We start from the raw sequence: 13,486 nt of genomic DNA on the forward strand, positions 1-13,486 counted from the left end.
AGAGCTATGAAAATAACAAAGCAAATCAAGATAAGGGACGTATTGGTTGGCGGCGGCGCGCCCATCGCGGTGCAGTCCATGACCAACACGGACACGCGCGACGCGAAGGCTACTCTGGCGCAGATTCGCGCACTGGCGGACGCGGGCTGCGACATTGTTCGCTGTGCCGTACCGGATATGCAGGCGGCGGAGGCGCTGCGCGAAATCTGCGCGAACTCGCCGCTGCCGGTGGTGGCGGACATCCACTTTGACTACCGTCTCGCGCTGGCGGCGATCGAGTCCGGCGTGGACAAGATTCGCTTGAATCCGGGCAACATCGGCGGCGCGGACCGCGTACAGGCAGTCGTGAAGGCGGCAAAGGAACGCCATCTGCCAATCCGCATCGGCGTAAACTCCGGCTCGGTGGAGAAGCACATTCTCGAGAAATTCGGCGGGCCGACACCCGAGGCCATGGTGGAAAGTGCGCTGTACCATGTCGGTCTGCTGAACGACTGCGATTTTGACGATATCTGCATTTCCATCAAGTCGTCCTCGGTGCCGAACACCATGCAGGCGTACCTGCTGGCGAGTGAAAAGACCGACTATCCGCTGCACCTCGGCGTTACCGAGGCGGGTACCGAGTACATGGGCACGATCAAGTCGGCTGCCGGCATCGGCGGCCTGCTGGCGCTCGGCGTGGGTGATACCATCCGCGTGAGCCTGACCGACGATCCGGTCAAGGAGGTCTACGCGGCAAAGGCGATTCTCAAGGCTGTCGGCAGAGCGGAAGAGGGCATCAACGTGGTTTCCTGCCCGACCTGCGGCCGCACGCGCATCAACCTTATCGACATTGCCAAAGAGGTCGAGCAGCGCTGCCAGAGCATTCACGGCAAGAAGCTGAAGGTAGCCGTTATGGGCTGCGTGGTAAACGGTCCCGGCGAGGCGCGTGAAGCCGATCTCGGCATTGCGGGCGGCGACGGCGTCGGCCTGATCTTCCGCCGCGGCGAGATCATCAAAAAGGTGCCGCAGGAGCAGCTTGTGGATGCACTGATGGACGAAATCGCACATTATGAAGGAGAATAATCGTGGCTGGAAAGCTGATTGATATTTTTCAAAACTGCAAATGTGTAAATGAGGAGAAGCACCTTGCCGCAGGCGAGGTGCGTTCTCTGGCATTTGGGGATAATAACACGGTGATGGTGGTCGAGCTTGGACTGCACGAGGTTGTCAGCCGCAAGGTGATCGCCAGGGCGGAAAAGCAGATCGCGGACACCTACGGTCTTGACCGCGTGATGATCGAGCCGCGCTACAACATGCCGGGTGAGCTGTCGAATGCGTACATCAAGTCGCTGTATGACGACATGGCGTACCGCATGCCGTCAGCCAAGGGTCTGCTCGACCACACCAAGTGGGAATTTGCGGACGGTGCGCTCCAGATACCGATGGACGAGGTGAGCGAAAAGCATTTCGCAAACGCACTGCGGCATCTGGAGGCGCGTATTCAGCGGGAGTTGGGCCGCAGCTGTCCGGTGCACGCGGTCCGCGCGGACGCACAGGATTTTGCACCCGCACCTGAGCAGGAGGAGAGCCGCGAGGAAATTCTGCACAAGGCTGTGGAGCAGGCGGCGGCAGCTGCGGCGGAAACGCCCAAGCCGAAAAAGCCGCGTCCAGCGCCGCAGCAGCACACCGGCTATCAGCGCCCGCGCGCCGAGAAGGTGCGCGAGGATGACCTCATCTTCGGCAAGCTGATTCAGGACCCCATTATTTCGGTCAACGAGGCGATTGCCGCCTATGACATGGTCACCATTCAGGGCGAGGTGTTCTTCACCGACAGCAAGGACATCCACAGCAAGAAAACCGGCAAGGATTACGTCAAGATTGCGTTTGATATGACCGACCGCACCAATTCCGTGCGCGTTTCCAAGTTCCTTGCGGCGGACAAGGCGGGCGATACGGCATCTAAAATCAAGAAGGGACTCTACTGCACCGTGCAGGGCAAGATGGTGTACGACACCTTTGCCAAGGAGATGGTGCTCGAGCCGACCGGCATCGTCAAGGCGAAGAAGCCCGAGCGCAAGGACACCTACGAGGGCATGAAGCGCGTCGAGCTGCACCTGCACACCAACATGAGCGCGATGGACGGCATGAGCAGCACCGCGTCTCTACTGTGCCGCGCCGCCAAGTGGGGACACCGCGCGATGGCGATTACCGACCACGGTGTGGCGCAGGCGTTCCCCGAAGCGCTGCACGCGCAGGAGGGCAAGCAGAAGGACACCATCGGTGACATGAAGATTATTTATGGCATCGAGGCGTACTACATCAATGACGAGAACAGCATTTCGGTCGTGCGCGGCAGGAGCGCCGAGCCGCTCGACGGCACATTCATCGTGTTCGACCTTGAGACCACCGGACTCAATCCGGCGAGCGAGGAAATTACCGAGATTGCCGCTGTGCGCGTTGTGGAGGGCGAGATTCGCGATTCCTTCCAGACCTATGTCAACCCGCACAAGCCGATTCCGCCGGAAATCACCGAGCTGACCGGCATTTCGGACGAGACGGTAGCAGACGCGCCCGACCTCGACAAAGCCGTGCCGGAATTCCTCGCATGGGCAGGCGAGGGACAGTACCCGCTCGTGGCGCACAACGCAGGCTTCGATATGGGCTTCCTACGGACGGCCTGCCAGAGACTGGGCATCGAGCGGGAGTTTACAAGCATTGATACCCTCGAGATGAGCCGCCTGATGCTGCCGCACATGCACAAGTTCAAGCTGAACATTCTGGCGAAGGAGCTGCAGGTCGGCCCGTTTGAGCACCACCGCGCGAGCGAGGATGCCGCCGTGCTCGGCCGCATTTACGTCAAGCTGCTGAAAAGGCTCAGGGAGGAGATGCACGCGGTTACGACTGCGGATATCAATCCGGTGCTGGCGGCGACGACCGACCGCAAGAACAAGCTGAAAAACCTGCCGCGCTATCACTTTATCATTCTGGTGAAGAACCAGGCGGGACTGCGCAACCTGTATCAGCTGATTTCCAAGAGCTTTCTGGAATATTACAACAAGCGCCCCATTATGCCGCGCAGCGAACTCATCCGTCACCGTGAGGGACTGATTTTCGGCTCGGCGTGTGAGGCGGGCGAGGTGTTCCGCGCGCTGACCAAGGGCGAGCCGTGGGAGGAGATCAAGCGGCTGGCGTCGTTTTACGACTATCTGGAGATTCAGCCGATCGGCAATAACAACTTCATGATCGCAAAGGGTATGGCGAAGGACGAGGAGCAGCTGCGCGACTGGAACCGCGATATTCTCCGCCTGGCGGATGAATTGGGAAAACCGTGCTGCGCCACCGGTGACGTACACTTCCTCGAACCCGAGGATGAGGCGTTCCGCCGTATTCTGATGGCGGGTCAGGGCTTCTCCGATGCGGACAATCAGGCGCCGCTGTACTTTAAGAGCACGGATGAAATGCTGAAGGAGTTCTCCTATCTCGGGGAGGACCGGGCGTATGAGGTGGTCGTGAAGAACACCAACATGATCGCCGACATGTGTGACGTGATTCGTCCGGTGCCGAGGGAAAACTACCCGCCGCACATCGACGGCTGTGAGGACGACCTGCGCAACATGTGCTACGAAAAGGCCAAGCGTATCTACGGCGATCCGCTGCCCGAGCCGGTGCAGGCACGGCTTGACCGTGAGCTTGGCTCCATCATCGGCAACGGCTATGCGGTTATGTACATTATCGCGCAGAAGCTGGTTACCAAGTCGCTCGCGGACGGCTATCTGGTCGGCTCGCGTGGTTCGGTCGGCTCGTCGCTCGCGGCGTTCATGTCGGATATCACCGAGGTAAATTCGCTCGCCCCGCACTATCTGTGCCCGGACGACAAATATCTCGAGTGGCACGAGGATTACTCCTGCGGTGTCGATCTGCCCGATAAGATCTGCCCGAAATGCGGTAAGCCGCTCACCAAACAGGGCTTTAACATTCCGTTCGAGACCTTCCTCGGCTTTGAGGGCGACAAGGTGCCGGATATCGACCTGAACTTTGCGGGCGAGTATCAGTCGCGCATCCACTGGTACACCGGCGAGATCTTCGGTCATGACCATGTGTTCCGAGCGGGCACCATCGGCACGGTTGCCGAGAAAACCGCGTTCGGTTATGTCAAAAAGTACATGGAGGAGCGCGGTGTTGAGTGCTCCCGTGCGGAGGAAAACCGCCTTGCGGCGGGCTGCACGGGCGTGCGCCGCACCTCGGGTCAGCACCCGGGCGGCGTTGTCGTTGTGCCCAAGGAGATTGAGATTTACGACGTCTGTCCGATTCAGCATCCGGCAGATGACCCGGATTCCGATATCATCACCACCCATTTCGAGTATCACTCCATTGACGCGAACCTGCTCAAGCTGGACGAGCTGGGACACGATGACCCGACCATTATCAAGCATCTGGAGAACCTCACCGGCGTGAACGCGCAGGAGATTCCGCTCGACGACCCGGAGACCATGAGCCTGTTCCATTCGTGCAAGGCGCTTAAGTACAAGGGCGAAAACCCGGATACCGATCCGATCCTCGGTGACCTCGGCTGTGTGGCCGTGCCCGAGTTCGGCACCAAGTTCGTGCGCGGCATGGTAAAGGAGACGCACCCATCCACGTTCGCGGAGCTGGTTTCGATTTCCGGCCTGTCGCACGGCACGGACGTTTGGCTCGGCAATGCCGCAGAGCTGGTCCGCAAGGGCATTCCGCTGTCCGGCTGTATCTGCTGCCGAGACGATATTATGAACTACCTGATCCTGCAGGGCGTCAAGCCCAAGCTGTCGTTCAAGACGATGGAGTCCGTCCGAAAGGGCAAGGGACTGACCGAGGAAATGGAAGCCGCCATGAACGAGCAGCATGTGCCCGAGTGGTACATCGACTCGTGCAAGAAGATCAAGTATATGTTCCCGAAGGCGCACGCCGTTGCCTACGTTATGATGGCGTTCCGTATCGCGTGGTTCAAGGTGCATCGTCCGCTTGCGTTCTATTCGGCGTACTTTTCCATCCGTGCCAAGGGCTTTGATGCGTCCTGCATGATCAAGGGCGACAAGGTCTGTCTGGACAAGATGACCGAACTGCGCGGCAAGGAGCGCGATAAGACGATTTCAGCGGCGGAAAAGGACATGATGACGACCCTTGAGGTCTGCCACGAGTTTTACCGGCGCGGATTTACGTTCGAGCCGATGGACGTTTATAAATCGGACGCAACGCGCTTTCTCGTGACGGAAACCGGTTTGATTCCGCCGTTTACATCCATGCCGGGCATCGGTGAGCAGGCGGCGCTCAGCATCGTGGAGGAGAGAAAGAATGGTAAGTTCCTCTCGGCGGAAGAGCTGATCGTCCGGTGCCCGAAGGCGTCCAAGGCGGTCGTCGAGCTGCTCGAGCAGATCGGCGCGCTTGGCTCCATGCCGAAAACAACGCAGATGACCCTCTTTTAGAAAGGTGTGACGATTATGGCAAAGTACGAAAAGCATCTGACGGGAAATTTTGACGAGCTGCTGGAGCTTGTAACGGACGGCGTGCTGAACGGCAGCATGTCTGCGTCCTACGAGAACGGCTCGGATTGGACAAACGGCACGGTCCGCTGCGCGGTGCGTGTGTTCGAGCGTTACAGCTACATGGGCGGCAACCGCGTCAGCATGAATGTCACTCTGGTCGGCAACGACCGCGATCTGTTTCTCTCCGCCATCACTTCGGGCGGCAGTCAGGCCGTGTTCTTCAAGCTCAATACCCTCGGCGAGGAGAGCTTTCTGGAAAAGCTGGTGCCGATCGTGGAGAACTATGCAAGACGGTAAACATTCGTGCTGGTTCTGCTGGGGAGACAGCGCGCACGCCCTTCTGCGGGAAGCGCAGATATGCTATCCCTCTGTGTTCCCAAAAGCCGAGGTTTTCGGCCCGCAGGACGATCTCAGCGAAGGCACACTGCAAAACTGGAACGATCCGGCGGCGCGTGAGCAGATGCTTCGGGTACGCTATGCGGATTTTGATGCGGACACGTCCGATGCCTTCGTGCGCGAGAACGAGCGGGCGGCGACTGCGCTCGATACCGCGGATGAAATCGTGCTATGGACGGCGCAGGACTGCCCCGCAGAGCGGTGCATGATGCTGTCCCTTATCAACCACTTGCAGGGAAGGGACGTTCCGATCTGGCTGGTCGAGGTGAGCGAGATGCCGCTCATCGAACTGCGCGAGCCAGAGGGCACGATCGGCGGCGCGACTGCCATCGCCGTCATGATGGATGATAAGATACCGTGGTATTGGCGGCTGTTCCGCCATCCGCTGACGTGGTGGTATCTGCGAAAACGCAAAAAGCTGGCGCGTCAGGAGACCCGCGCGGGCGGCACGGTGCGCTACGGCCTTGTCGGCGAGATGGAGTATCGTGCCGCGCCGTATTTCTGGGAAAAGCGGCGGCGGCTCACCGATGAGGAACGCCAGCGCGCCGCCGAACAGTGGGCGCAGCTTGTGCGTGAGGACGCGATGCTCCGCGCGGTCGTGAATGGGGAGGTGCGCTCGGTCGGTGAGGATTTCTACGACGAGATCATCCTTTCCTGCGTCAGCAAGACAGAAAAAACAGCGGCCATCGCCATCGGCAGCGCAATGGCAAAGATCGATGCTGAAATGTGCAGCCGCGTCGGTGACCTGCTGATCTACCGCCGTCTGCGCGCGCTGGCAGATGCAGGACGGGTCGCGCTCGTGCGCACCGAGCCGCAGGAGGCTGGCGGCGCACCGTATTGGGGCGTCAGCGTCAAGCGCACCTGCTGAGCGGATGCGAAATAAGGACTTGACAGACCTTGGTTTGATATGGTATCATTTCATCATGATAAAGCGATAAAGGAGCAGCGGAGCCATGAACCGTTTTCGTATTTCCACCCCGGAGGGTACCCGAGATCTGTTATTTTCCTCGTGCCGTGCGCTGCGGCAGACGGAAAATGCTGTGCGCGACGCGCTGGAGGAGCGCGGCTACAGCGAGATCATCACCCCGGCGGTTGAGTATTTTGATGTATTTGCGCAGGCAAACCCCGAGCTGGATCAGGATCAGATGCTGAAGATCATCGACAAGTCCGGCCGCATTTGCGTGGCGCGTCCGGATAACACCACGCCGATCGCGCGTATCGCGGCCACCCGACTGGATGACGCAGCGCTGCCGGTCCGGCTGTATTACAGCCAGAAGGTGTTTCGCTCGGTGTCCGGCGACCACGGCCACAAGGGCGAGTTCCTGCAGGTCGGCGCGGAATTTATCGGCGCGGACGGTCTGGAGGCCGACAAGGACATTCTCACGGCTGCGTTTGCCGCACTCAGCAAGACCGGTGCGGACAACTTCCGCGTAGAGCTTGGTCACGCTGAGATCTACAAGGCGCTGATGGATGAGCTTGGCGCGGATGCACAGTCCGCCGAGGGCATCCGCCGCCTGATCGAGAACAAGTCGTTTGCCGCGCTCGGTGACGCACTTGAGCCGTTTAAGGGCAAGCCCGCCGCAAAGGCGCTCAGCGCTATGCCGAATCTGTTCGGCGGCATCGAGGTGCTCGACGAGGTCGAGTCGCTCACCGGCAACGTGCGCGTGCTCGGCGCGACCGCTTATCTGCGCCGGCTGTATCAGGCACTGGATGAGGCAGGCTACGGCGACCGCATCATGATCGACCTCGGCCTTGTCCACGAGATGGATTACTACACCGGCATCATGTTCCGCGGCTACATCGGCGGTGCGGGCGCGGCGATTCTCGCAGGCGGCCGTTACAACGCGCTGTGCGCCAAGTTCGGCAAGGATATGCCCGCGGGCGGCTTCGGCATTGACGTGGAGAGCGTCGCGGACAGCCTTGCAGGACAGAGCCGTCCTGAGGTCGCAACCCGCCGGGATACCGTGCGTATCGCACTGACCAAGGGCCGTCTGGAGAAGAAAACGCTCGCGCTGCTCAAGGCCGCAGGCTACGATATCTCCGAGCTGGAGGCCGGAACGCGCAAGCTCATCTTCACCCTGCCGGACAGCGGCGTGGAGATCGTGCTTTCCAAGGCCGCGGACGTAATCACCTACGTTGAGCACGGCGTGTGCGACATGGGCGTGGTCGGCAAGGATACCATCATGGAAAAGGGCGGCAGTTTCTATGAAATGGTAGACCTCGGCTTCGGCAAATGCCGCTTCGCCCTCGCCACCAAGAAGGGCAAGGACGTGTACGGCGGCTATAAGACCCCGGTGATCGCTACCAAGTATCCGGCGGTCACCAAGGCCTTTTTCAATAAGAAGAATATGGACGTTGAGACTATCAAGATCGAAGGATCGGTCGAGCTGGCGCCGCTGCTCGAGCTGGCGGACGGCATTGTGGATATCGTGGAGACCGGCACGACGCTCAAGGAGAACGGCCTCGAGGTCGTTGAGAATGTAGCGCCCATCTCGGCAAGAGTTATCGTCAATCTCGCCAGCGCGAAGATGAAGAAGGCAGCGATTCAGAAGGTTATTGCAGAACTGGAAAGTGGCCTGGAGAGGTAAGCCAATACCTATATAACATAAATCATATCCATAGGGCGGGGTGCCCTGCGGAATATTGATACCAATGCCGGTGGACGAAAACGGTTGACACAAAAGGGGAATACCACAATGTTTATGAAAACAGTCCTCGCGGACGGACAGGCAGAGCAGCAGGTCATCCGCGAAATGAAAGCCCGTGCGGCTGGTGCGCGCGGCGATATTGAGCAGATTGTCCGCGGTGTGATGGCGGACGTACAGCAGCGCGGCTGGGATGCGGTCGTGGAGTACGCCGAGCGGTTTGACGGCAAGGCGCCGTACATTGTCGAGCCGAAGGTGCTGGACGATGCGTACAACGCCTGCGACCCGAAGCTGATCGCGGCGCTGGAAAAGGCGGCGACGAACATCCGCGACTACCACGAGCAGATGCTCGTCAAAACGTGGGAGTGGAACCGCTCGGGGGGCGAAACGCTCGGTCAGACCGTGCGCGGGCTTTCGCGCGTCGGCATTTATGTGCCGGGCGGCACGGCAGCGTACCCGTCGAGCGTGCTGATGAACGCCATTCCGGCCAAGGTTGCCGGTGTCGGTGAGCTGATCATGGTAACGCCGCCGACCGAAAACATGTCCAACGAAGTGCTTGCGGCGGCGAAAATCGCCGGTGTAGATACCGTTATCGCCATCGGCGGCACGCAGGCGATTGCTGCGCTGACCTACGGCGCGGGCTTTATCCCACAGGTGGACAAGATCGTCGGCCCGGGCAACGCCTTTGTTGCGGCAGCCAAGAAGCTGGCGTTCGGCACGGTCGATATCGACATGATCGCCGGTCCGTCCGAGGTGCTGGTCATTGCCGATCACACCGCCAACCCGACTTACGTTGCCGCCGACCTGCTCAGTCAGGCCGAGCACGACAAGCTGGCTTCCGCCGTCCTGCTGACCGATTCCATGGCGCAGGCGCAGGCGATTTCCTGCGAGATGGAGCGGCAGGCAAAGCTCCTCCCGCGGTGGGACATCATCAAGGAGAGCGTTGCGAATTACGGCTGCGCCATCGTGTTTGACGACCTGAAGGACGCCTGCAGGATGGCTGATGTGGTCGCTCCCGAGCATCTGGAGGTCGTGACCGCCGCTCCGCGTGAGCTGCTGCCGTACCTGCACAACGCAGGCGCGATCTTCCTCGGTCAGTATGCGCCGGAGCCGCTCGGTGACTACATGGCAGGCCCGTGTCATGTTCTGCCGACATCGGGCACGGCAAGATTCTTCTCGCCGCTGTCTACCGACACGTTTTTGAAGAAAACCAGCGTTATCGAGTACACGCGGGACGCGCTCGAAAGCTATGCACAGGATATTATCGCGCTCGCGCAGAGCGAGCATCTGGACGCGCACGCAAACTCCATCGCGGTGCGCTTTGCGGAGGAAAACAACGATGAGAACCGCTGAAATTAAACGAAAGACCAAGGAAACCGACATTTCGCTCAAGCTGACGCTCGAGGGCGGCGACCGCAAAATCGACACCGGCATCGGCTTTTTTGACCATATGCTCAACAGCTTTGCCGTGCATTCCGGCTTCGGTCTCACGCTCACCTGCAAGGGCGATCTGGAGGTGGACGGTCACCATTCGGTCGAGGACTGCGGCATCGCGCTCGGTCAGGCACTGGCAGAATGCGTCGGTGATAAGGCCGGAATCGCGCGCTTCGGTCAGGCGTTCGTGCCGATGGATGAGGCGCTCGGCTTCTGCGCGCTGGATATCTCCGGCCGCCCGTACCTCGTGTTCGACGCACCCATGCCGCAGCCGATGTGCGGTCAGTACGACACCTGCCTGACGGTCGAGTTCATGCGTGCGCTGGCGGTACACGCCGGACTGACGCTGCACCTCAAGTGCGAGTACGGCGAGAACGCGCACCATATTACAGAGGCGCTGTTCAAGGCGCTTGCACGCGCGCTCAAGCAGGCTGTTGCGGTTACCGGCGGTGGCGTTTTGAGTGCGAAGGGTGTTCTCTAAATTTCATAAACATGGTGCCAACCGTTACGGCAGGATGAGGTCATCCCGCCCTGCGGAACAGATTCCGAGAGGTACAACATGAGTTATATTGCAATCGTAGATTATGGCGCAGGCAATCTGATGAGCGTACACAACACGCTCGATTACCTGGGTTATGAAAATAAAATCGCGGCTTCGGCGGACGTGATCGAGAACGCGGCGGGCGTTATCCTGCCCGGTGTCGGCGCGTTTCCGGATGCGATGGCGGCTTTGGAGCACTCCGGTTTGACGGAGGCGGTGCTGAAGGCTGCAAAGGAAAAGCCGTTCCTCGGCATCTGCCTTGGTATGCAGATGCTGTTCGAGGAATCGGACGAGGTGCGTCCGTGCAGGGGTCTGGGTCTGCTGCCGGGACGCATTGAGCGCATTGAGACGAGTCTCAAGCTGCCGCAGATCGGCTGGAATGCGCTGGACATTCTGCGTCCGAACGCCATGACCGAGGGTCTGGAAAACGGCAGCTATGTGTATTTCGTGCACAGCTTCATGGCGCATCCGGCGGACGAAAACGACCTTGCCGCCGTGACGGATTACGGCACGCGCGTGCCTGCTATGGTGGCACGAGGGAACCTGTTCGGCTGCCAGTTTCACCCGGAAAAGAGCGGTGAAGTGGGACTTGTGATGCTTCGCAACTTTGCAAAACTGACGGAGGTGGGAAAATGAGAGTTATCCCCGCGATTGATTTGAAAGACGGTCAGTGCGTGCGCCTGCAGAAAGGCGACTACGGCACTGCACATAAAGTAGCAGAAAACCCGGTCGAGACCGCACAGCGGTTCCTCGATGCCGGTGCAGACCTTGTACACATGGTTGACCTTGACGCCGCTAAGGACGGCTCGCACGCGAACTACGGCGTGGTGGAGCAGGTCATCCGCGAGACCGGCGCGACCGTGGAGCTTGGCGGCGGCATCCGCTCCATGCAGGATGTGGAGACCGTGCTTGCACTGGGCGTTTCGCGCGTTATCATCGGCTCGGCGGCTGTCCGCGACCCGGAATTCGTAGCCGAGGCTGTAAAAAAGTACGGCGACAAGATCGTTGTCGGCATCGATGCCAAGAGCGAGACCGTCCGCACGGACGGCTGGCTGGGCGACAGCGGTGAGAACTACATCGCGTTTGCCGAGCGCATGGAGTCCATCGGTGTACGCCACATCATCTTCACCGATATTGACAAGGACGGCATGCTCGCCGGCCCGAACTTTGACCAGCTGGCGGCGCTGCGCGCCTCGGTCTCCTGCGAGATTATCGCGTCCGGCGGCGTGTCCACCCTTGAGGATATCGCAGGCCTGAAAAAGCTCGGCATTGACGGTGCTATCGCAGGCAAGGCGGTGTATACCGGCACCCTCGATTTGGCAAAGGCCATCGAACAGGCCAAGTAACCGCCCTACGGTTACGATTGAACCTTCGATTTGAACGGAGTGAAAAACTTGTTAGCAAAACGCATCATCCCCTGTCTGGACGTAAAGGACGGGCGCGTGGTAAAGGGCGTGAACTTTGTCGGGCTGCGCGACGCAGGCGACCCGGTCGAGCTGGCGAAGTTCTACTCGCAGGAGGGCGCGGACGAGATCGTGTTCCTCGATATCACCGCCACGAGCGACAACCGCGATACCATTGCCGACGTTGTGCGCCGCACCTGCCGTGAGGTATTCGTGCCGGTCACGGTCGGCGGCGGCATCCGCACCGTGGACGATTTCCGCGAGATTTTACGCGCCGGTGCAGATAAAATTTCCATCAACTCCTCGGCGGTCAAGAATCCCGATCTGGTGAACGCCGCTGCGGAGAAGTACGGCAGCCAGTGCGTTGTGGTTGCGATCGACGCGCGTGCGAACGCCGAAATGCCGTCCGGCTTTGAGGTCTACGTTGCAGGCGGCCGCACCCCGACCGGCAAGGACGCGGTTGCGTGGGCGAAAGAGGTTTACGAGCGCGGCGCAGGCGAGATCCTGCTGACCTCGATGGACAAGGACGGCACCAAGTCCGGCTTTGACCTGCCGCTGACCAAGGCGGTTGTGGAGGTGGTCGGCATTCCGGTCATCGCGTCCGGCGGCTGCGGCTCGCTCGAGCATTTCTCCGAGGTGTTCGAGAAAACCGGTTGTGATGCTGCACTGGCGGCCAGCTTGTTCCATTATCGGGAACTGACAGTCGGAGAGGTTAAAGAGCACCTGAAAGAGAAGAAGATTCCGGTTAGAAAATAAAGCACAGGCTATACCGTAGGGTGCGCCGACTCGGCGCACCCTACGGTAAACATGAATCATTATCCTAATAGGGAAGTGAATATTTTGGATTTAAGCAAATTTTTCAAAAAGGCTCCTCTGGTGCCGATTATCTGCCAGGATGAGCGCAGCGGCGAAGTCCTGATGCTCGGCTACGCGAACGAGGAGGCCCTGCAGCTGACGATGGACACCGGCACGGCATGGTTTTTCTCGCGCTCGCGCCAGAAGCTGTGGAACAAGGGCGAGACCTCGGGCAATTTTATCTTTGTCAGCAGGATTCTGTCCGACTGCGACGATGACACGCTCATCTATGTCGGCACGCCCAAGGGTCCGGTCTGCCACACCGGACACCGCACCTGCTTTTTCACCACGCTGTGGGAGAAGCCGGAAGAAAAGTAAAAGGAGAGCAGTATTATGAATTCGTTTGAGCAAATGGAAGCCGTTATCGCGCAGCGCCGCGCCGAGCCGCAGGAAGGCTCATACACCTGCTACCTGTTCGAGAAGGGCATTGACAAGATTCTCAAGAAGGTCGGCGAGGAGTGCGCCGAGACCATCATTGCAGCCAAGAACGGCGACAAGACCGAGCTGGTCGGTGAGATCAACGACGTATTCTACCACATGATGGTAATGATGAACGAGTGCGGCGTGACCATGGAGGATGTCTGCAAGGAAATGGACATCCGCGCCCAGAAGATCGGCAACCTGAAGAAATTCCACGTTTCCGACCACAATACCTGATAGCTGACAGCATAAGACAGCCCTGTGCATATTTTGCACAGGGTTTGTTGTATTGTT

12 protein-coding genes are annotated in these 13,486 nt (G+C 59.5%); all 12 read left to right on the forward strand.

Going from position 1 to position 13,486, the window contains the following annotated elements; genetic code table 11:
* The first annotated feature begins 6 nt into the window (after positions 1 to 6).
* The 12 genes from ispG (at position 7) to hisE (ending at position 13,429) form a co-directional block, all read left to right on the forward strand.
* Positions 7 to 1,062, forward strand: coding sequence for a flavodoxin-dependent (E)-4-hydroxy-3-methylbut-2-enyl-diphosphate synthase (ispG, locus tag DWZ82_RS09520; RefSeq protein ID WP_118480426.1), 1,056 nt, complete (start codon positions 7 to 9; stop codon positions 1,060 to 1,062).
* Between the two features lie 2 nt (positions 1,063 to 1,064).
* A complete protein-coding gene (locus tag DWZ82_RS09525; protein ID WP_243022922.1) occupies positions 1,065 to 5,438 on the forward strand; it encodes a PolC-type DNA polymerase III in 4,374 nt (1,457 codons plus the stop codon).
* Positions 5,439 to 5,453: 15 nt separating this feature from the next.
* A complete protein-coding gene (locus tag DWZ82_RS09530) occupies positions 5,454 to 5,795 on the forward strand; it encodes a DUF6054 family protein (protein WP_118285354.1) in 342 nt (113 codons plus the stop codon).
* Entirely contained in the window at positions 5,782 to 6,762 is a 981-nt protein-coding gene (locus DWZ82_RS09535; RefSeq protein ID WP_118480428.1) for a DUF3658 domain-containing protein, read from the forward strand. The genes DWZ82_RS09530 and DWZ82_RS09535 overlap by 14 nt, the downstream gene beginning before the upstream one ends.
* Before the next feature lie 85 nt (positions 6,763 to 6,847).
* Positions 6,848 to 8,482, forward strand: coding sequence for an ATP phosphoribosyltransferase regulatory subunit (gene hisZ / locus DWZ82_RS16055; RefSeq protein ID WP_118480430.1), 1,635 nt, complete (start codon positions 6,848 to 6,850; stop codon positions 8,480 to 8,482).
* A gap of 108 nt (positions 8,483 to 8,590) precedes the next feature.
* The gene (gene hisD, locus DWZ82_RS09545; protein WP_118480432.1) at positions 8,591 to 9,892 is read left to right on the forward strand and encodes a histidinol dehydrogenase; all 1,302 of its coding nucleotides are present in this window, start codon (positions 8,591 to 8,593) and stop codon (positions 9,890 to 9,892) included.
* Positions 9,879 to 10,454: an imidazoleglycerol-phosphate dehydratase HisB gene (hisB, locus tag DWZ82_RS09550; RefSeq protein WP_118480434.1), complete on the forward strand. Its 576-nt coding sequence runs from the start codon at positions 9,879 to 9,881 to the stop codon at positions 10,452 to 10,454. The genes hisD and hisB overlap by 14 nt, the downstream gene beginning before the upstream one ends.
* Before the next feature lie 78 nt (positions 10,455 to 10,532).
* Positions 10,533 to 11,150 (forward strand): imidazole glycerol phosphate synthase subunit HisH, encoded by a 618-nt coding sequence (gene hisH / locus DWZ82_RS09555; RefSeq protein ID WP_118480436.1) that lies wholly within the window; start codon positions 10,533 to 10,535, stop codon positions 11,148 to 11,150.
* Positions 11,147 to 11,860, forward strand: a complete 714-nt coding sequence (gene hisA, locus DWZ82_RS09560) for a 1-(5-phosphoribosyl)-5-[(5-phosphoribosylamino)methylideneamino]imidazole-4-carboxamide isomerase (protein ID WP_117491097.1) — start codon at positions 11,147 to 11,149, stop codon at positions 11,858 to 11,860. The genes hisH and hisA overlap by 4 nt, the downstream gene beginning before the upstream one ends.
* 48 nt (positions 11,861 to 11,908) lie before the next feature.
* Entirely contained in the window at positions 11,909 to 12,673 is a 765-nt protein-coding gene (gene hisF / locus DWZ82_RS09565; protein WP_118480438.1) for an imidazole glycerol phosphate synthase subunit HisF, read from the forward strand.
* Between the two features lie 84 nt (positions 12,674 to 12,757).
* Positions 12,758 to 13,090, forward strand: coding sequence for a phosphoribosyl-AMP cyclohydrolase (gene hisI, locus DWZ82_RS09570; protein WP_116704955.1), 333 nt, complete (start codon positions 12,758 to 12,760; stop codon positions 13,088 to 13,090).
* 15 nt (positions 13,091 to 13,105) lie between these two features.
* A complete protein-coding gene (gene hisE, locus DWZ82_RS09575) occupies positions 13,106 to 13,429 on the forward strand; it encodes a phosphoribosyl-ATP diphosphatase (protein WP_118285349.1) in 324 nt (107 codons plus the stop codon).
* The last annotated feature ends 57 nt before the right edge of the window (positions 13,430 to 13,486 follow it).

This window comes from Butyricicoccus sp. AF35-5AC (genome assembly GCF_003477715.1).
In the GTDB taxonomy this organism is placed as follows: domain Bacteria; phylum Bacillota; class Clostridia; order Oscillospirales; family Butyricicoccaceae; genus Agathobaculum; species Agathobaculum butyriciproducens.